17 protein-coding genes are annotated in these 19,785 nt (G+C 67.1%); 7 read left to right on the forward strand and 10 right to left on the reverse strand.

What is annotated here, in order from left to right:
* Positions 1 to 78 precede the first annotated feature (78 nt).
* The 3 genes from LV475_RS08985 (at position 79) to LV475_RS08995 (ending at position 4,926) form a co-directional block, all read left to right on the forward strand.
* Positions 79 to 1,185 carry an efflux RND transporter periplasmic adaptor subunit gene (locus LV475_RS08985; protein ID WP_250106157.1) on the forward strand — a complete coding sequence of 369 codons (1,107 nt, stop codon included), beginning with the start codon at positions 79 to 81 and terminating at the stop codon, positions 1,183 to 1,185.
* Positions 1,186 to 1,259: 74 nt separating this feature from the next.
* Entirely contained in the window at positions 1,260 to 4,391 is a 3,132-nt protein-coding gene (locus LV475_RS08990) for an efflux RND transporter permease subunit (protein ID WP_136866132.1), read from the forward strand.
* Between the two features lie 16 nt (positions 4,392 to 4,407).
* Entirely contained in the window at positions 4,408 to 4,926 is a 519-nt protein-coding gene (locus LV475_RS08995; protein ID WP_250106158.1) for a methylated-DNA--[protein]-cysteine S-methyltransferase, read from the forward strand.
* Positions 4,927 to 4,942: 16 nt separating this feature from the next.
* On the opposite strand, the gene LV475_RS09000 is transcribed toward LV475_RS08995, so the two are convergent.
* The 3 genes from LV475_RS09000 to LV475_RS09010 form a co-directional block, all read right to left on the reverse strand.
* Positions 4,943 to 6,388: a replication-associated recombination protein A gene (locus LV475_RS09000; RefSeq protein WP_250106159.1), complete on the reverse strand. Its 1,446-nt coding sequence runs from the start codon at positions 6,386 to 6,388 to the stop codon at positions 4,943 to 4,945.
* Positions 6,389 to 6,416: 28 nt separating this feature from the next.
* Positions 6,417 to 7,085 carry an outer membrane lipoprotein periplasmic chaperone LolA gene (lolA, locus tag LV475_RS09005; RefSeq protein WP_488592953.1) on the reverse strand — a complete coding sequence of 223 codons (669 nt, stop codon included), beginning with the start codon at positions 7,083 to 7,085 and terminating at the stop codon, positions 6,417 to 6,419.
* A gap of 87 nt (positions 7,086 to 7,172) precedes the next feature.
* A complete protein-coding gene (locus LV475_RS09010) occupies positions 7,173 to 9,509 on the reverse strand; it encodes a DNA translocase FtsK (protein WP_136866134.1) in 2,337 nt (778 codons plus the stop codon).
* A 238-nt stretch (positions 9,510 to 9,747) separates the two neighbouring features.
* On the opposite strand from LV475_RS09010, the gene msrB reads away from it, so the two are divergent.
* Complete coding sequence (gene msrB / locus LV475_RS09015) at positions 9,748 to 10,149, forward strand: peptide-methionine (R)-S-oxide reductase MsrB (protein ID WP_197039043.1); 402 nt, start codon at positions 9,748 to 9,750, stop codon at positions 10,147 to 10,149.
* On the opposite strand, the gene LV475_RS09020 is transcribed toward msrB, so the two are convergent.
* The 6 genes from LV475_RS09020 to LV475_RS09045 all read right to left on the reverse strand — a co-directional run bounded on the left by LV475_RS09020 (position 10,142) and on the right by LV475_RS09045 (position 15,028).
* Positions 10,142 to 10,687: a stringent starvation protein B gene (locus LV475_RS09020; protein WP_156573968.1), complete on the reverse strand. Its 546-nt coding sequence runs from the start codon at positions 10,685 to 10,687 to the stop codon at positions 10,142 to 10,144. The two genes, msrB and LV475_RS09020, sit on opposite strands and share 8 nt — an antisense overlap.
* A gap of 2 nt (positions 10,688 to 10,689) precedes the next feature.
* On the reverse strand, positions 10,690 to 11,316 hold the full coding sequence (locus tag LV475_RS09025) for a glutathione S-transferase N-terminal domain-containing protein (protein WP_136866137.1): 627 nt from the start codon (positions 11,314 to 11,316) through the stop codon (positions 10,690 to 10,692).
* Between the two features lie 110 nt (positions 11,317 to 11,426).
* Positions 11,427 to 12,176, reverse strand: a complete 750-nt coding sequence (locus LV475_RS09030; protein WP_136866138.1) for a cytochrome c1 — start codon at positions 12,174 to 12,176, stop codon at positions 11,427 to 11,429.
* Positions 12,173 to 13,384, reverse strand: coding sequence for a cytochrome b (locus LV475_RS09035; protein ID WP_250106161.1), 1,212 nt, complete (start codon positions 13,382 to 13,384; stop codon positions 12,173 to 12,175). The genes LV475_RS09030 and LV475_RS09035 overlap by 4 nt, the downstream gene beginning before the upstream one ends.
* A complete protein-coding gene (gene petA, locus LV475_RS09040; RefSeq protein ID WP_156573974.1) occupies positions 13,381 to 13,986 on the reverse strand; it encodes a ubiquinol-cytochrome c reductase iron-sulfur subunit in 606 nt (201 codons plus the stop codon). The genes LV475_RS09035 and petA overlap by 4 nt, the downstream gene beginning before the upstream one ends.
* 283 nt (positions 13,987 to 14,269) lie before the next feature.
* Positions 14,270 to 15,028, reverse strand: coding sequence for a Nif3-like dinuclear metal center hexameric protein (locus LV475_RS09045; RefSeq protein ID WP_156573976.1), 759 nt, complete (start codon positions 15,026 to 15,028; stop codon positions 14,270 to 14,272).
* 152 nt (positions 15,029 to 15,180) lie between these two features.
* Here LV475_RS09045 and LV475_RS09050 point away from each other — a divergent pair, with 152 nt between their 5' ends.
* Positions 15,181 to 16,446 (forward strand): MFS transporter, encoded by a 1,266-nt coding sequence (locus LV475_RS09050; RefSeq protein ID WP_250106162.1) that lies wholly within the window; start codon positions 15,181 to 15,183, stop codon positions 16,444 to 16,446.
* An 8-nt stretch (positions 16,447 to 16,454) separates the two neighbouring features.
* Here the strand turns inward: LV475_RS09050 and LV475_RS09055 are convergent, their stop codons facing one another.
* Entirely contained in the window at positions 16,455 to 18,005 is a 1,551-nt protein-coding gene (locus LV475_RS09055; RefSeq protein WP_250106163.1) for a Y-family DNA polymerase, read from the reverse strand.
* Positions 18,006 to 18,309: 304 nt separating this feature from the next.
* Between LV475_RS09055 and lexA the strand changes: the two genes are divergently transcribed.
* Entirely contained in the window at positions 18,310 to 18,933 is a 624-nt protein-coding gene (gene lexA, locus LV475_RS09060) for a transcriptional repressor LexA (RefSeq protein WP_136866144.1), read from the forward strand.
* Positions 18,934 to 18,983: 50 nt separating this feature from the next.
* The gene (locus LV475_RS09065) at positions 18,984 to 19,784 is read left to right on the forward strand and encodes a hypothetical protein (protein ID WP_136866145.1); all 801 of its coding nucleotides are present in this window, start codon (positions 18,984 to 18,986) and stop codon (positions 19,782 to 19,784) included.
* Position 19,785: the final 1 nt, after the last annotated feature.

Below are 19,785 nucleotides of genomic sequence, written 5' to 3' on the forward strand. Positions count from 1 at the left end.
CTTCCCTGCCGCCGACACGGTACAACACCCATGTCCCCGATCCGCGCCCTCACGCTCCTCCGCTCCCGGTCCATCGTCATGGCCATGGCGCCCGCCGCCCTGCTGGCCGCGAGCCTGTCCGCCCAGGCCCAGTCGGGTGGCCAGCAGCCACCGCCGAAGGTGCCGGTCATCGAGATCCAGCCAAGCAGCGCCGCGGTCTACAAGGAGTACACCGGTCGCACCGAGGCCAACCGTCACGTCGAGGTGCGGGCCCAGGTGAACGGCATTCTCGAATCTCGCGACTACGTGGAAGGGGCCCGGCTCGAGGCCGGTGATCCGCTGTTCAAGATCGACGACCGGCCGTTCCAGGCGGCCGTCCACGAGGCGGAAGCGGATCTGGCCTCGGCCCGCGCGACGCTTGCCGCGGCCCAACGCGACTGGCGCCGGATCAGCTCGTTGTTCGATCGTGGCGTGGCCAGCGAGAAACAGCGCGACGATGCCCGTTCAGCGCTGGAGACCGCCCAGGCCGGCGTCAAGGTGGCCGAGGCGCAGCTCGAGTCCGCGCAGATCGACCTCGACTACACCTCGGTGACCGCCCCGATCCCGGGCATCGCCAGTCGCCGCGCCGTCGACCCGGGCAACCTGATCGGTGTCGGCGACCGACTGGTCAGCATCGAGGAAATCGACCCGATCCAGGTCACCCTCTCCTACCCCGTGGACGACCCGTTTGCCGATTCGACGGCGCTCAACCCCACCCCGGAGCGGACCACCCCGGCCGAGGTCGTGGGCGTCACCGGTCCCGAGGGCGAGGCGATCACCGGCGAGCTCGATTACCGCGCCTCGAGCATCGAGCGCGGCACCAACTCGATCGAGCTGCGTGGCGTGTTCGACAACCCGGGTGACGTCCTGCGCCCCAACCGTTACGTCCGCGTTCGCCTCAAGGTCGACGAGGTCAGCGACGCGGTCATCATCCCCGAGACCGCCATCGGCACGGGCGCGGAGCCCAACAGCACGGTCGTTTACGTTATCGACGACGAGAACCGGGCCGACCAGCGTCGCGTGGAGCTTGGCCCGATGAGCGATCAGGGCCGCATCATCCTCTCCGGCCTGGAGCCGGGTGACCGGCTGGTCATCGACGGGCTGCTCAAGGTGCGCCCGGGTGCACCGGTCGACCCGCAGGACCCGCAGCAAGGCAACGGCAACTAAAACGGCGCCTACCCGCCGCCCGTCGTAACTACCCGACCGTGACGCCCTCGTGACGAGGGCACCGGAGACCATCGATGTTTTCCAAGTTCTTCATTGACCGACCGATCTTCTCCACCGTGCTGGCGATCGTGATCATGATCGCCGGCGGGGCCGCCTTCACGGGCCTGCCGGTCGAGCAGTACCCCGAGATCGTGCCGCCCGAGGTCGAGGTGCGGGCGACCTACGCCGGTGCCGACGCCAGCACACTGGCCGAATCCGTGGCCGCGCCGCTCGAGCAGGCGATCAACGGCGTCGACGACATGCTCTACATGACGTCGGGCAGCTCGGATGCCGGCACGATGAACCTCTCGGTGACCTTCGCCACCGGCACCGACCCCGACCAGGCGACCATCGACGTCAACAACCGCGTGCAGCGCGCCCTGCCCCAGTTGCCGCAGGAGGTGCGTGACCAGGGCGTGGTGGTGAACAAGAAGAGCAGTTCGCTGCTGATGGTCATCACCCTGATCTCGGAGAACGAGGAATTCGACACCAAGTTCCTCTCCAACTACGGCCTGATCAACATCCTCGACTCGCTCAAGCGGGTGCCCGGCATCGGCGACGCGCGCCTGTTCGGTGCGCAGGATTACTCGATTCGTGTCTGGTTCGATCCGGCGAAACTGGCGCACTTCGATCTCACCCAGGACGACATTGCCGAGGCGATCCGTGAGCAGAACGCCCAGTTCGCTGCCGGCAAGTTCAACGACTCGCCCAACAAGGAAGGCGAGGCGTTCACCTACACCATCACCTCGCAGGGACGCTTCTCCGACGTCGAGGAATTCCAGAACATCATCCTCGCCTCCTCGGAGGACGGCGGCACACTGCGCTTGAGCGACGTGGCCGAGGTCGAGCTCGGCTCGCAGCGTTATGGCTTCAACGCCACCTACAACGGCGCCCCCACCGTCCCGATGGGGATCTACCTCGCGCCGGGCGCCAACGCGCTTGAGACGGTCGCCCAGGTGCGCGAACGAATGGAAGAGCTGCGTGACCGCTTCCCCGGCGACATGACCTACAAGATTCCGCTCGACACCACCGACTTCGTGCGCATCTCGATCGAGGAAGTGCTCAAGGTGTTCGTCGAGGCGTTGGTGCTCGTCTCCCTGGTCATCTTCGTCTTCCTGCAGAAACCCCGTGCGACCATCGTGCCCCTGATCGCCATTCCGGTCGCCCTGATCGGCGCACTCGCCGGTTTGTACTTGAGCGGCATGTCGATCAACCTGCTGACCCTGTTCGGCTTCGTGCTGGCGATCGGCATCGTCGTGGATGACGCGATCATTGTGATCGAGAACGTCGAGCGCCTGATGCGCGAGGAGGGCTTGAAGGCCCGCGAGGCCTCGATCAAGGCGATGGAACAGGTGACGGGACCGATCGTGGCCACCACCCTGGTCCTGCTGGCCGTGTTCGTGCCGGTCGCGTTCATCCCGGGGCTGGCCGGCGAGATGTATCGCCAGTTCGCCGTCGCGCTGTCGATCTCCGTGGTGCTCTCGGGGGTGGTGGCGCTTACGCTGACCCCCTCGATGACCGCCCTTCTCCTCAAGAATCACCAGGACAAGGAGCCGGTGCTGCCGTTCCGGATCTTCAACCGGGGTTTCGATGCCTTCCGTGACGGCTACATGAAGGTGGTGCACTTCTTCCTGGTCGCCTGGCCGATCGGGCTGTTGCTGTTCGCCGGCGTGGTGATCGCCGCGGTGGTGATGTTCCGCAGCACGCCGACGGGCCTGGTGCCGGAGGAGGACCCGGGCTACTTCATCTCGACGCTGAACCTCGACCCGGCGGCGAGCCTCGAGCGCACCGGCGAGGTGCGTGACGAGTACTCGGCTATGATCCGCGAGAATCCGGACGTGCAGATGCAGGTCGCCTTCGCCGGCTTCGATCTGCTCGCCGGCACCCAGCGCCCCTACAAGGGCGTGGCCTTCACCCGCCTGAACGACTGGTCGGAACGTCCGGCCGAGGACCAGAGCGTCCAGGCAACGGTCAAAAAGGCGATGGGCGCGGGCACTCAGATCGAGGAAGGCATGATCATGGCCTTCGTGCCGCCACCGATCCGGGGCATGTCGACCACCGGCGGGTTCGAGGCTTACCTGCAGCAACGCGGCTCGGCGGACGTCAAGGCGCTCGCCGAGGCGGCCAACGCCCTGGTCGCCGCCGCCAACGAACGCCCCGAACTGGCCGGCGTGCGCACTACCTTCGTCGACAACACGCCCCAGTTCCGCATGGACGTCGACCGGGAGCAGGCCTACGCGCTCGACGTCCCGGTGGCGGCGGTGTTCCGCACCATGCAGGGCACCTTCGGGACGCGTTACATCAACGACTTCACCCTGTTCGGGCGCAATTTCCAGGTCAACATGGCCGCCGATGCGGATTTCCGCGCCGACCCGCAGGACCTGGAGAACGTGTTCGTGCGCAGCGGCGACCAGCAGCTGGTACCGATCAGCTCGGTGGTGAGCCTGACTCGCACCACCGGCGCGGACGTAATCGACCGTTTCAACATCTTCCCCGCGGCCAAGATCATGGGTAACCCGGCCGAGGGCTATTCCTCCGGACAGGCCCTGACCGCGATGCAGGAGGTGGTCGACCAAACGCTTGGCGGCGGCGACTACACCCTGGGCTGGGTGGGCTCAGCCTTCCAGGAGCTTTCCAGTGGCTCGGCCGGGGCGATCGCCTTCCTCCTGGGCGTGATCATGGTCTTCCTGATCCTGGCCGCCCAGTACGAGCGCTGGTCGCTGCCCTTCGCCGTGATCACCGCCGTGCCATTCGCCGTCCTCGGCGCGCTGATCGCGATCTGGATGCGCGGACTCAACATCGACATTTACTTCCAGGTGGGCATGCTGGTACTGATCGCCATGTCGGCCAAGAACGCCATCCTGGTGGTCGAGTTTGCCTCGAAGATGCACACCGAGGATGGCCTGTCGATCAAGGACGCCGCGCTGAAGGCGGCGCGCATTCGCTTCCGTCCGGTCATCATGACCTCGATGGCGTTCATCCTGGGCGTGCTGCCACTGGCCCTGGCCACCGGTGCGGGCGAGGCCGCACGAAACTCGCTCGGCACCCCCATCGTCGGCGGCATGATCCTGGCCACCTACGTCGCGATCCTGTTCATCCCGATGTTCTTCGAGCTCCTGCAGACCGGCAGCGAGAAGCTGTTCCGGCGCAAACACGCACCGACCTGATCGGAGGTAGACGGTCATGAACGCCACGGAATCGAGATGGGTCCCGCTCGCTCATTCGGGTCGACGCGGCGCACCGGCGCGCGGTCGACTTTGGGTGCGGCTCACCATCACCGATGGCGTACTCACCGGCATGCGGGTCGGGGATGACGACAACGTCGAACCGCACGACACCCTGCCCTCCGCGTATGCCGACGTCGTGGAGGCATTGAAGGGTTGGGGCACATCAGGCGGCAAGCCCACCGACTGGACCGCTCATCCGGGCTTTCCCCCATCGGGCACGGCCTTTCAGCGCGCGGTATGGGCCGCGCTGTGTCAGGTGCCGTGGGGCGAGTCGGTGGGTTACGGTGAACTGGCGCGTCGGGTTGGCCGTCCGGGCGCGGCGCGGGCAGTCGGTCAGGCGGTGGGCGCCAACCCCTGGGCTCCGCTTGTCCCCTGCCATCGGGTCCTGGCCGCCGGGCAACGCCTCGGCGGTTACGCGCAGGGCACACGCATCAAGTCGCGTTTGCTCTCGCTCGAGGACATCGACTACCGCTGAGGCCCGTCGGCGAACCCTAGTCGTCCGATGCGGTGTCGGCCTTGCCCGGCCGGCGACGGTCGGGGGCCTGCTCGTCGAGCTCCGCCCAGTAGCGCATCCGCTCGGCGATGCTGCGTTCGAGGCCACGCTCAACTGGCTGGTAGAAGCGTTGTCCGACCAGCCCGTCCGGCAAGTAGGTCTCGCCGGCGGCGTAGGCATCGGGCTCGTCGTGGGCATAACGGTAGCCCTTGCCCCATCCCTCGCGCTCCATCAGGGCCGTCGGGGCGTTGCGCAGGTGCATCGGCACCGGGTCGGTGCCGCGTTGCCTGACGGTCGCCAACAGCGCGTTGTGCGCGGTGTAGACCGCGTTGCTCTTGGGCGCCACGGCCAGGTACATGGCCGCCTGGGTCAGCATCAGCTCCCCCTCGGGCACGCCGAGACGGTCGAAGGCCGTCCAGGCATCCAGCGCCATGGTCAGGGCGCGGGGGTCGGCATTGCCGATGTCCTCGGAGGCGATCCGCACCAGGCGACGCGCCAGGTAGGACGGGTCCGCTCCGCCGTCGAGCATGCGCAGCAACCAGTAGGCGCCGGCGTCCGGGTTCGAGCCACGAATCGCCTTGTGCATGGCGGAAATCTGGTCGTAGAATTCGTCACCGCCCTGGTCGAAACGCCTCGGTGACTGGGTCAGCAACGCCTCGAGCGTCTCCTCGCCCACCTCCCGGGCCTCGCCGCCCTCGGTGTCGGCGGCCAGCTGCGCGGCAAGTTCCAGCAAGGTGAGCAGGCGGCGCGCATCGCCGTCGGCCGCGGCCACCAACCGGTTGGCGATCGCCGGCTGCATCAGCAGCGGCAGGCCACCGGTGGTCTCCTTGACGCCCTCGGGATGGGTCAATGCCCGCTCGAGCAAGGCATGCATGGCCGCATCGTCAAGCGACTGCAGCCGGTACACGCGCAAGCGCGAGAGCAACGCGTTATTCAGCGAGAAGGACGGATTCTCGGTGGTCGCGCCGACCAGAACCAGGACGCCCCGTTCGACCGATGGCAGCAACTGATCCTGCTGGGTCTTGTTGAAGCGATGGATCTCGTCGAGGAACAGGACCGTCAGCCGCCCCGCCGATTGGCGGCGGTCGCGGGCCGACTGGATCACCGCACGAAGCTCCTTCACCCCCGCCTCGACCGCCGACATGTAGACGATCTCGGCTTTCAGGCGTTCGGCATACAGCCCGGCCAACGTGGTCTTGCCCACGCCGGGCGGCCCCCAGAGCAGGCAGGAATGCGCCTGGCCCTTTTCCATGGCCACCCGCAACGGCGCGGAGTCACCGACCACGCGCACCTGACCGGCGAACTCCTCGATCCGGCGTGGCCGCAACCGGTCGGCCAGCGGGCGGTAGACCGATGACGCGTGACGATCCGCGCCACCCGAGCCGTCCACCGACGGCGACTCGCCGCTCGAGAACAGGTCGTCCTGCGGGGTCACTTCGCTCACCGCTTGTCCGTGCCGTGAAGGGACGGCATCACTGGATCGCGGGCGGCTCGCGCGCCTCGACCACGTCGACCCCCTCCGGGGCCTCGAAGCGAAAGCGTGACTCGTCGACCGGCTGGTTGAAACGTCGCGACTCGAAGGTCACGCGAGTGGTCTGATCGAGCTGATCGATGAAACGCATCTCGCGGATGCCGCGGTCGTCCACCCCAAGCAGCACTTCCCGAAAATCCCCCTCCTCGGCGCGCGGACGCAGCGCAAACCAGCTCAAACCGCCCTCGCTTTCCAGGTGGCGAATCCGAAACACCTCATCGACGGGCCGTTCGCCGGTCAGGATCGCGATGGGGGCGCCTTCCGTGGCGGCGAGTGGCGAGCGGCTGGCCTGACGCAGATCCGGCTCGTAGACCCAGAGCGTGCCGTCGTTCGCGATCAGTTCCTGCACGTAGGGGGTTTCGTAACGCCAGAAGAATTGCCCCGGACGCCGCAGCACGAAACGGCCGGCGGATTCACGGCGCACCTGCCCCTGGGCGTCACGACGTTCCTGTCGGAAGTCGGCGGCCAGTGTCTCGATACCACTGAGCTGCTCGACCAGTGCGTCAACCGACTCGGCCGGCGCGGCGGGAGCCAATGTGGTCACGAGCAAGCTGCCGACAAACGCCATCGTGGCAAGGACGCCGCTTTGGCGGGGAATGACTCTGTTCATGGATCACCAGTTCGTGGATGGGACCGGTTCGACGAATCCCGTGGGCGTCGGTTCCGGCCCGGTTGGCAACACGGAGGTGTGCCGTGGCTATTTGGGTGGTGGCGGGGCCAGGACTTCCCGACTGCCGTTGGCGCCCAGTTCGCCGACCACGCCATCGGCCTCCATCTGCTCGACCAGGCGCGCCGACCGGTTGTAACCGATCTTCAGGCGACGCTGGACGTAGGAGATCGACGCCTTGCGCGATTCGGTGACGATGGCGACGGCCTGATCGTAGAGCTCGTCGATCTCCTCGCCATCCGCCCGGACTGGCTTTTCGCCCGGCAGGGTAACGTTCGCCGCGGTGGTCTCGGACAGCACCTCGTCGACGTACTCCGGTTCGCCAAGTGTCTTGAGTGCCTCGACCACCCGGTGGACCTCGTCGTCGCCGACGAACGCCCCATGCACGCGCATGGGCATGCCGCTACCCGGCGGCAGGTAGAGCATGTCGCCGTGCCCGAGCAGGTGCTCGGCCCCCATCTGGTCGAGGATGGTGCGCGAATCGACCTTGGACGAGACCTGGAAGGCGATGCGAGTGGGGATGTTTGCCTTGATCAACCCCGTGATCACGTCCACCGACGGACGCTGGGTGGCAAGGATCAGGTGGATGCCGGCGGCGCGCGCCTTCTGGGCCAGGCGAGCGATCAGCTCCTCCACCTTCTTGCCGACCACCATCATCATGTCGGCAAACTCGTCGACCACGATGACCAGGTACGGCATCGGCTCGAGGGTCGGCGGCGGCAGGTCCGGGTCGAAGGCCTGGGCGTGGTCGTAGAACGGGTCCTTGATGGGTTCACCGCGGGCGATCGCCTCGCGGATCTTCTCGTTCGCCCCGGCGATATTGCGCACACCGAGCTTGGCCATCAGCCGGTAGCGACGCTCCATCTCGCCCACCGCCCACCGCAGTGCGTTGGACGCCTCCTTCATGTCGGTGACCACCGGTGCGAGCAAGTGACCGATGCCCTCGTAGACCGACAGCTCGAGCATCTTCGGGTCGATCAGGATCAACCGCACTTCCTCGGCCGTCGCCTTGTAGAGCAGGCTCAGGATCATGGCGTTGACCCCGACCGATTTGCCCGAGCCGGTGGTGCCCGCCACCAAGAGGTGCGGCATGCGGGCGAGATCGGCCATGATCGGCTCGCCACCGATGTCCTTGCCGAGCGCCACGGTCAACGGCGAGCGGGCCTCGCGGTACCGGCGGGATTCCAGCAGCTCGCGCAAGGCGATGATCTCGCGCGAGGTATTGGGAATCTCGAGACCCACGGTCGATTTGCCGGGGATCACCTCGACCACGCGCACCGAGACGATCGACAGCGCGCGCGCCAGGTCCTTGGCGAGGTTCGAGATCTGGCTGACCTTGACCCCGGGCGCGGGCTGGAGCTCGAAGCGGGTAATGACCGGGCCGGGGTGTGCCGCGACCACCTCCACCGACACGCCGAATTCGGACAGGCGCGCCTCGATCACCTCGGACATGCGCTGCAGGTCGTCCTTGTCGAAGCCACTGCTCTGCTGCACCGGCCGATCGAGCAGCTCCAGTATCGGCTTGCCATCGGCGGTGCCAAGTTCCGGCTGGGGTGGCGTCGACGACTTCTTCTTGGTCGAGGTGACCGACGGGGTTGGCGCCGGCTTGGGGGCAGGAGGCGTCTTCGCCTTGGGTTTCGGCCGGTTTTCCGGCGGGGCGGCCTTCTTGCGCCGCTGCTCGACCTCTTCGTAGCTGGCCCCGACCTCCGGGATCGGCGCCGGACCCGGACGGCGTGACAGCGGCAGGCGCGCCACGATCCACGCGCCGATCGCGCGCAGGCCATTGGCAAGGCGCAACAGCGTTCCCCCGATCAGGTCGAACAGGGCAAACCACGACAGGCCCGTCGTGGCCGATACCCCGAGCATGGTGAGACCGAGTAGCACCAGCGTGCTGCCAAGTGCCCCAAGCATGCGCACCATGCCCTCGGCGAGCACCAGCCCGAGCACCCCCCCCGCGGACAGGCCGCTGGGCGCGGCGAGTGGCTCGTGATTGATCGAGGCCAGCACGCTCACGCACAGCACCAGGAGCAAGACCCCCAGCCACTGGATGGCAAACGGCAGGTCGGCCCAAGGCTGAGCCTGGCGGGCGCGTCGAAAGGTACGCCACAACAGCGGCAACAGCGCCGGCACCAGCATGTAGGCGCCGAATCCCACCAGGTAACGCGCGCCGTCGGCCACCCAGGCCCCAACGAGCCCGGCGGCGTTGTGTATCTCGCCGCTTCCGGTGACGCTGAATCCGGGATCGCCCGGGTGGTAGCTGAGCAAGGCCAGCAGATAGACGCCCAGCAAGAGCGCCACGACCAGCAGGGCCAGCTCGAGCAGGGCGAGCTGGGGGCGGAAGATCGCGGGCTTGGTCATTCCGGGCATCTGAATGGGCCTATCTTTAATTCAGTCAATGGCTTACTTGCGGTTCTTATAGTATTGGATCGAGTCGCGATCATACCAAGCCGACATTCCCCCTGCCAACCGCCCGATTGGAGCCAGCGAGCAGCACACCCTAAGGGGGGCGATGGCCCGTGAATCCGCCCTGAGACAACGAAACACGTCCGCTAAGATGGGAGAGGCCTGAACCGCATCGCACCACCCAAACCGAATGGACCGCAGCATGAATAACGAACCCGATCTCTGGCGCGACAAGCTCAGCGAGGAACAATACCGCGTCTGCCGGCTCGGCGGCACCGAAGCGCCCTGGTCCGGGGCCCTGAACGACGAAAAGCGCCCGGGGCGCTTCGACTGCGTCTGCTGTGGGTCAACGCTGTTCGTCAGTGATGCCAAGTTCGATTCCGGCTCCGGTTGGCCAAGCTTTTTCCAGCCGGCCGGCATGGAGGCAATCGTAGAGCGTCGTGATACCAGCCACGGCATGATCCGCACCGAAGTGCTCTGTGCCAACTGCAACGCCCACCTGGGGCACGTGTTCGAGGATGGACCGCGCCCGACCGGCCTGCGTTACTGCATCAACAGCGTCTGCCTGGATTTCGTACCGAGCGAGGGCGAATCCGCTACTTGACCACCCGCAGGCTGGGACCGCCCTTGCCTCCCCCGGAGGGCGAGGTGGGAGGCGGATCGTCATCTGGCCCCTCATCGCTCGAGCCGCGCGTCGAGGAGCCCGAGGTCGACTTGTCGGACTCGCCGTCCTCGCCACCGGGCACGGCGCGCAATTGCGGCCGCCCCTTCCCCTCGGTCTTGGGTGCCGGCGCCCCTTCGCGGTCGTCGGCCGACTGCGGGAAGGTTTCCTCCGGCTCGTCCGGGAACGTCGCCCCCTGCCCCGAATCGCGATCGACGATCGCCCGGACCGCGTGCATCGGCACGAATACCCGCTCCGGCTGACCGCCAAAGCGCGCCTCGAACGAGATGCCCACGCGGTCCATGTGGAAGTCGCGCACGGCCGACGGGCTGATGTTGAGCTGGATGTGACCGTCCTCGACGAACTGGGTCGGCACCATCACCTCGGGCGCGTCGGCGTTCACGACCAGGTGCGGCACGTGCCCCTGGTCGAGGATCCAGTCATAGAAGGCGGGAACAAGATAGGGACGCTTGGAGAGCATGATCAGCCTTCGCGCATCTCGCGTTCGACTTCGGTGAGGCTCGCCTGGAACGTCGGGCGACTGAACACCCGATCCATGTAATCGAGGATCGGCTTGGCGCCCGGACCGGAGAGCTCGATGCCGTACTTCGGCAGGTACCAGAGCAGTGCCGCCAGGGTTACGTCGGCCAGGGAGAACTCTTCGCTCATGAAGAACGGCATGGCCGAGAAGATCGGCGCAGCCGACAGCAGTTCCTCCTTCAGCTGCTTGCGGGCGCGCGCCACCGTCTTCTCGCCGCGTTCGAACTCGGGGAGCAGGCCGTACCAGTCCTTCTCGATCCGGTAGAGCGCGGTGCGCACCTTCGCGCGGCTGACCGGGTCGACCGGCATCAGCGGCGGGTGCGGGAAGCGCTCGTCGAGGTACTCCATGATCACCCGCGCGTTGGTCAGGACCAGGTCACGATCGGCGAGCACCGGCACCGTGCCTTCCGGCGACAGGTCGTGAAAGTCCTCCGGCGGCTCCTGTTCGGACAGGTCGATGATCTCGGCGGTCAGTTCCTTTTCCGCGAGAACGATGCGCGTGCGGTGGCAGTCCGGCGAATCCGGGCTGGTGAACAAGGTCATGACCGAACGACGATTGACGGTCGCCATTGGCGCCTCCCGTGGTGCAATGGTTAAAACGTCATCATAACAAAAACCCGGCCTCGAGGCCGGGTTCATCGGGGTTTCGGGCGACCGGACGGCCGCTCGGACGGCTCCGATCAGTGCTTGATGTCGCGCCAGTATTCCTTCTTCAGCAGGTACATCACCAGCGTGAAGATGAACAGGAAGGCGAGCACGTACGGACCGTAGTGCGCGCGCAGCAGCGCCGCCGGCTCGGCCATGTAGACCATGAAGGCGGTCAGGTCGCGCATCTTCTGCTCGAACTCCTCCTCGCTGAGCGTACCGGGACGCTCGGGTGACTCCAGACCCACCAGGCGCCGCTTGGCGTTCTCGCCCTCGCCTTCGGTCTCGTAGACCGGCTGCAGGAGCCCCTGCTCGGCGGCCAGCACGTGCGGCATGCCCACGCCCGGGAAGACCGCGTTGTTCACGCCCCAGGCCGTGTCCGGATCGGCGTAGAAGGTGGTCAGGTAGGTGTAGAGCCAGTCACCCCCATTTACCCGCGCGGTGAGCGTGAGATCCGGCGGCACGATGCCGAAGGTCTCCTGGGCGTACTCGGCCGGCATGTTGGTCTCGATCACGTCGCCCGGCTTGGTGGACTCGTCCGGCATCAGCACGGCCAGTTGCTCGTCGGTGAGCCCCAGGTCGTCACCGATGCGGCCGAAGCGCATCATCTTGGCGCCGTGGCAGCTCGCGCAGCTGTCCATGAACGTCTGCGCGCCGCGGTACAGGGAGGCCTTGTCGCTAAGGTCGACCTCGGCGTCCTCGAGGGGATAGTTGCTGCTGGCCGCCTTGGCGTTGGGCGCGACCAGCAAGCCGATCAGACAAAGAAAAAACGTAATACGGATCATTGCAGGCGCTCCGGCACGGGCTGGGTACGTTCACGACGGCTGATGAAATACAGCGCGATGAAGAAGCCGAAGTACACGGCCGACAGCAGCTGGGAGGCCAGCGTGCCGAGCGTGGTCGGCGGCTGGGTGCCGAGGTAGCCCAGGCCGATGAACGCCGCGGCGAACGCGAACAGGTTCACCTTGAACGCCGTCGAGCGGTAGCGGATCGAGCGGGTACGGTTGCGATCGATCCACGGCAGCACGAACAGGATCAGGATCGCGACCGTCATCGCGACCACGCCCAGGAACTTGTCCGGCACGGCGCGGAGGATCGCGTAGTGCGGCGCGAAGTACCAGACCGGGGCGATGTGCTCCGGCGTCTTGAGCGGATCGGCCGGCGTGAAGTTCGGGTGCTCCAGGAACAGGCCACCACCGTCGGGCCAGTAGAACAGCACCGCGGCGAAGATGAACATGAACACGCCCAGGCCGAACAGGTCCTTGACGGTGTAGTACGGATGGAACGGGATGCCGTCGACCGGCTTGCCCGAATCGTCCTTGTTTTCCTTGATGTCCACGCCGTCGGGGTTGTTCGAACCGACCTCGTGCAGGGCCATGATGTGGCCGCCGATCAGGAACAGCAGCACCAGCGGCAGCGCGATCACGTGCAGGGCGAAGAAACGGTTCAGGGTGGCGTCGGAGACGACGTAGTCACCCCGGATCCACAGCGCCAGGTCCGGGCCGATCACCGGCACCGAGGAGAACAGCGAGATGATCACCTGCGCGCCCCAGTAGGACATCTGCCCCCACGGCAGCAGGTAACCCATGAAGGCCTCGGCCATCAGCACCAGCAGGATCAGGACCCCGAAGATCCAGATCAACTCGCGCGGCTTCTTGTAACTGCCGTACATCATCCCGCGGAAGATGTGCAGGTAGACGGCAATGAAGAAGAACGAGGCGCCGGTCGAGTGCAGGTAGCGGATCAGCCAGCCCCACTCGACGTCGCGCATGATGTACTCGACCGAGGCGAAGGCGTTCTCGGCCGACGGCTTGTAGCTCATCGTCAGCCAGATGCCGGTGACGATCTGCAGGACGAACACGACCAGCAGCAGCGAGCCAAAGTAGTACCAGAAGTTGAAGTTGTGGGGGACGTAGTACTTCGCCAGGTGGGCATTCCAGAAATGCGACACCGGCAGGCGGTCATCCACCCATTTTCCCAGGCCCTTGATCATGCGACGTCCTCCTCGGTCCCGCCGACGCGGATGATTTCTTCGGTGACGTACACGTACTGCGGGACCTCCAGGTTGGTCGGTGCCGGTACGCCCTTGTAGACACGACCCGAGATATCGAACTTCGAGCCGTGGCAGGGGCAGAAGAAGCCGCCCTGCCAGTCGTCGCCCAAGTCATCCGGGGCGACTTCGGGGCGGTAGGTCGGCGCGCAGCCCAGGTGCGTGCACAGGCCGACGATGACCAGGAAACGTTCGTTTTCCTCGCGGGCCCGATACGGGTTGGCCGCGAACTCGGGCTGCTGGGTGGCCACCTCGGAGTTCGGATCGCGCAGGCGATCGTCCATCTCGGGCAGGGATTCGAGCATGCGGTCGGTGCGATGCACCACGTAGACCGGCTTGCCGCGCCAGGCGACGGTCGTCATCTGGCCGGGGGAAAGCTTGCCGATGTTCACGTCGACCGGGGCGCCGGCGGCCTGGGCCTTGGCGCTGGGCTGGAAGGAACTCAAGAACGGCACGGCGGCAAAGCCGACGCCCACCGCGCCAACCGCCGTCGCCGCGCCGGTCAGAAACCGGCGCCTTGCCGGGTTGGAGGGAGAATCAGCCATTGTTACGTCGTACTCCTGGATGGTTGTCCGTCAATCGATCACGGCCGGAAAAGCGATTCCGTGCCGCTCGTGTTGCTGGCGAGCCTCGTCGGCCTCCCTGCACCCGGCGAAAAAACACCCGGACGGAGCCGGGTCGCCTCGGGCATCACCGATGCACAGCATCTGCCATTTTCAGGGCCCGGGTAGTTTAAGCATCTCGACCCGACCGTCAAACAAGCGAGGCTAATACCTCGGCATAGACTTTTATTAGCTTGGGAAACCGCTTTCGCGCCGTTTGGCGAGGTCAGACCGGGTTGGGGATATCGATAAAGCGATGCTCGATATCGAATTCGTCGGCGATACGCTCGCCCAGCAGGCGCACCCCGCCCGTCTCGGTGGCGTGGTGCCCGGCGGCGAAATAGGTCACCCCGGCCTCGCGAGCGAGATGGGTGGTACGTTCCGAGATCTCCCCGGAAATGAAGGCATCCAGGCCGAGATCAATCGCCTCGCCCAGCATGTCCTGCGCCCCGCCGGTGCACAGGCCGATGCGGTGAATGGGTCGATCGGTCGGTCCGACGACCAGGGGGGCGCGCCCCAGGCACTCGGCAATCCGGGCGGCCAGTTCGCTGCCGGTCGCGGGCTGCTCGAGCCGACCGGAGACGGCCAGTTGCTGGTGGCCGAAGCGGCCGGTGACGTTCATACCCAGGGTCCGGGCGAGCCAGGCGTTGTTGCCGATCTCGTCGTGACCGTCCAGTGGCAGGTGGTAACCGATCAGGTTGATGTCATGGGTCAACAGGGTCGCGATCCGGCGACGCTTCATGCCGGTGATCGTTGCCGGTTCGTTTTTCCAGAAATAGCCGTGATGGACCAGCACGGCGTCCGCCTGCGCCTCGACGGCGGCATCGAGCAGCGCCTGGCAGGCGGTTACCCCGGTCACCAGCCGACGGATCTCGGCTCGCCCTTCGACCTGCAGGCCATTCGGCGCATAGTCGCGATAGGTTTCGGGCTCCAGCAGCCCCTCGCAGTAGCTGAGCAACTCGCGGATATCGACCGACTCGGGCATGGGCGCTCCCCTTCAACGGTGTGCATCGAAACGGACGAAACCCTAGCACGATTGCCCCGGGCACAGCTGCCCTTCGCCCCATCGTCGGCGACTTGGTCACCCCTCGGGCACGTGTTCCAATGCCCGGATACCCGCCAAGGAGCTTTTTGGCCATGCCCAGCCGTCCGACGGCCTCCCTGCTTTCCCGACGGTTCCTGCCGTATTTCTTTACCCAGGCACTCGGGGCGTTCAACGACAACGCGTTCCGCTTCTCGGTGATGTTCCTGATCACCTACGAGATCGGTACCGCGCAGGACGGCAACATCGACGTGCTGATGAACCTGGCCGCCGGGTTGTTCATCCTGCCCGGTCTGCTGTTCTCGCCCATGGCCGGTCACTGGGCCGATCGTCTCGACCAGGCCGCATTGGCACGCGTACTCAAGTGGACCGAACTGGGACTGATGCTCATCGCCGCGCTGGCCTTCTGGTGGCAGAGCGTCTGGCTGTTGATGCTGCTGGTGTTCCTGATGGGCACGCAATCGGCCTGGTTCGGTCCGCTCAAGTACGCCATCGTCCCCCGACACCTCCCGGCGAGCATGCTGATGCGGGCGAACGGCTGGGTCACCGCCAGCACCTTCACCGCGATCCTGCTGGGCACCCTCACCGGCGGGCTGCTCGCGGCCACCGGCGACCGCGCCACCCTGATCGCGAGTCTGCTTGTCATCGGGGTGGCGCTCGCCGGCGTCGCCGCCGCGCGTTTCATCCCGGCCGCGCCAGCTCCGGGGCGGTTGCCGGATCACGCCGGGCCACTGGAAAGCTGGGCCTCCACCTGGCGTCTGTTGCTCCAACAGCCGGCCAGCCTGCGTCTGTCGATGGGGCTGATCAGCTGGTTCTGGTTCGTCGGCGCCGGATATCTCACCCAGTTTCCCCGCTTTGCCGAGGAGGTGCTCGGACTGCCGGCCGACGGGGCGACGGGGTTGCTGGCCCTGTTCGCGCTGAGCATCGGTGCGGGGGGCTTGCTGGTGGGTTACCTGGGTGGTCGACGACCGCCGCGGGCCGTGGCGCCGTTCGCCGCGCTCGGCGTGGCTCTGGTGGCGATCGACTGGTATGTCGTCGCCTCGGCACCAAGCCCGTCCCTGTGGCGCATCGGGGTGGATATCGCGTTGACCGGCCTGTTGGCGGGCACGCTGGTCGTCCCGCTCTACAGCCATTTGCAGCGGGCCTCGCGGCCATCGCAACGCGCCCGGCTCATCGCCGCGCTCAACGTGCAGAACGCCCTGGCCATGGTAGTCAGCAGTCTGTTGGCCATCGCCCTGTTCGCGGTGGTCGGGATCGGGCTGCCGACCTTCTTCCTCCTCTTCGGTGGCACGGGGCTGCTGGTGGCCATCGCGGTCTGGCGACACTGGCGCGGACTGATGCCGGCCGCACCCCGTCGCTGAGCGGAAATTCAGTCCTCAAGGCCGATAATCTGCCACTCGCCGCCCTCACGCTCCCGGCGCAGGCAGACCGCCCGCCCGCCGGCCAACTCGCCGGCACAGTAGTCGGCCGCCTCCTCGGCGGCCAGCCACCACCCGGTCTCGACCCGCTCGGTTTCCCCGCGGTAGCGCACCGGGGCATCGGGGCGGCGAGGCATCTCGAGCCACCACAGCGGCCGAAATGCCCCCGGCGGCGCGGCATCGCCGAGTTGCGCCGACGAGGTTTCGGTCGGCCCGCTGCGCCGTGACCTGCCCCGATACGCCGACACGGGCTGCAGGCGGGAACGCCGCATCGGCACCAGGCCCGGCGCATCCTGCAGTCGATTGACGGCCTCGCTCCCCAACCGGGCCTGCAAGCGCTGCAAGAGGGCCTGTCGGTCGCGCACGCGCTCGTCGGCATCGGCGAACAGGCTGCCCTGCCCCGGGCGGGGCGTGACAAAGCGCTCGGCCTCCACCCGCAGGCAGGTCACCGGCGCCCGTTCCCCGACCGATTCCAGGCGCAGGCGCAATTGCTCCTGCCAGAGACCCACATCCCGCCCGGGCTCGGCGGTGGCCAGCTCCAGCCTCGTTGACGGGCGCGCCTCGTGATCCAGCCACACCACGAAATCGGCCACCGCGAGCTGCCGGCGACGCAGGAAATCCCCCAGCCCCACCAACGGCCCACGAGCAAGCAACAGCAGGCGGTCGATCTGATTGGCCGGATCCCAGAGGCTGACCTCGCGGGCGTAGCGGGCAGGCGGCACCAGGTCGGCCAACGGCCAGTCCCGTTCGGCGAACAGGCGGTCCAGGTCGACTAGCAAGGCCGGGTCGCTGCGCATGCCCACTCCCTCGCGCGGCAAGCGGCGCACCTCGCCCAGTCGACGCAGGCCCAGCTCGGCGAATCGATCGATCCAGGTCACCGGCCAATCGAGCAAGGCCAGGGGCAACCGGCTGACCGCCGCCAGTTGTTCCCGTGCCGGGCAGAGCCAGGATGCCTCGTCATCCAGCACCGCGGCCAGTGCCCACGCGATCCGCGGATGCCCCGCCCCCGCGGCCCGCACCACCAGGCCCCACGGCTGCAATGCCTCGAGCAGGCGTGAAACCAGTGCCTCGAGCCCGCCGAACAGGGCCGCGCTGCCGCCGATTTCCAGCAACAGTCCGGGGCCGTTCTCCACGTCGCGACCGACCGGCGGTGGCCGACTGACCCGCGAGGTGTAGGTCAGCGCCCACTCGCCCCACTCGGCCAGCCACGTCTCCACGGCTCGCTGGTCGATGGTCAGACAGCGCAGCGGCACCGGGTCCGCCGGGTCGTGCGCCCGATGGCGGGAACGGGCGCCCGCCAGGCTCTGGCCGGCCTCGATCCCCCGTTCCCTTGCCGCGCGATTGACCGCCACGACCCGGCCGGCACGGCCCCCACCGTCCAGCAGCACCGCGGGAGGCGGTTGCCGACGTTCCGCCTCGGGGCAACGGCACTCGAACCAGGCCTCCGGGAAGCGCAGCGCCAGCCAATAGCTCTCGTGTCGCTCGGTCGAGTGGGTGGTCATGGCGAACTCCGGGCATGGATACTGTTCTTTTTTACAGTATACTTAAAGGAAACGCTGCACGAATCCGATATCGCTCTGCGCGTCTTGAGTCGGGCAGGTGCAAGGCGCTCGTCCGCCGCGGAAGGGTGATTCCCTTTCCAAGGACGAAACCGGATCGGCAGGACGCCGATCCGGCCGGCGTGAGCCGGCCCGAAGGGCGAGGTCCAAGGACGGACCTCGCGACGCAGCAGATGCCCGACTCAAGGCGCGCAGAGCGATATCGGATTCGTGCAGCGTTTCCTTACTTCCGCCAAGACCGATGACCATGACCGAAACGAACACAGGCCGCCCCCTCACGCCCCGCCAGGCCGAGATCCTGGCGTTCATCCGCGACACCATCCGCGAGACCGGCATGCCGCCGACCCGAGCGGAGATCAACACCGCGCTCGGCTTTCGCTCGCCCAATGCCGCCGAAAGCCATCTCAAGGCACTGGCGAAAAAGGGCGCCATCGAGCTGGTGGGTGGCCGCTCCCGGGGCATTCGCCTGCCCGACGACAGCCACCGCGAGGAGCTGGCCGTGATCGGCCGGATTGCCGCCGGCAGCCCGGTGCTGGCGGCCGAGCACGTCGAGGCCCAGGTGCCGGTCAACCCGGCCCTGTTCCGTCCCCGCGCTGACTACCTGCTGCGGGTACGCGGCATGAGCATGCGCGATGCCGGGATCATGGACGGCGACCTGCTCGCCGTGCATCGCACCGAAGAGGTCCGTAACGGCCAGATCGTGGTCGCCCGGCTGGCCGACGAGGTGACGGTCAAGCGTTACCGGCGACGCGGGGCGAAGGTCTGGCTGATTCCCGAGAACAGCGAGATGACCGCAATCGAGGTCGACCTGCGTCGCGACGAGCTGATCGTCGAGGGTCGCGTGGTCGGCGTGTTGCGCACCTTCGACTGACGGCCCTCCCCGGGGACCGGCAAGAGCGCCACATCATGGGAGAACGAGCCATGGCGGGAAACGACGTCGCCGAGCTGCTGACCCGGCACGATATCTGGCGTGGCCGGCAGACGCGCCCGCCCGAGTCGGTTGCCGCCCCCTGCCCCAGCGGCTGGTCGACACTCGACGAGCTGCTCGGCGGCGGCTGGCCCGGCGAAGGGCTGGTGGAGCTCTATGCCGGTCGCGCGCCCAACGGACCCTGGCGCCGACCCTTCGATCGACTCGACACGACACCGCTCTCGTCGCAGCGGGACTGGTTCCAGGCATCCCTGGGCCATGGCCTCACCGCCCTGCTGATGCCCTGGTTGCGCCAACGAACCCGGGCGGGCAGCGTTGCGCTGATCAACCCCCCGGCCGTTCCCTGCGCCGAGCGCTGGCAACGGGAGGGGGTGACGCTCGACGAGCTGCTGGTCATCCAGCCACGCAACCTGCGCGAGCTGGGTTGGGCGACCGAGGAGGTGCTCCAGTCCGGCGCCTGCGCGCTGGTGATTGCCTGGCTGCCCCCGTTGGGGTTCGCCTTGCGCCGGCGGCTCAAGCTGGCCGCCGAAACCGGGCGCAGCTGCCTGGCCACGCCCTACCCGTTTGGTCGGGACATGGCGGTTGGAGGCGGCACGCATGCCCCCTCCAGCCCGGCCTGGGTCCAGTTGAGCGTGCAACGCCAGACCGAGGGGGCGGACCGAGCCCTGAGCGTGCAACGACTCAAGCCCTTCCACCCGCGCCAGGTCCGACTCGAACTGGATGGCGATCCCGCCGACACGACGCCGGTCCGCGACACAGCGGGGCCGCCATTGGCGCTCGTCGACACGCGCTGAG

The sequence above is a fragment of the Guyparkeria hydrothermalis genome (assembly GCF_023555375.1).
GTDB classification, from domain to species: domain Bacteria; phylum Pseudomonadota; class Gammaproteobacteria; order Halothiobacillales; family Halothiobacillaceae; genus Guyparkeria; species Guyparkeria hydrothermalis.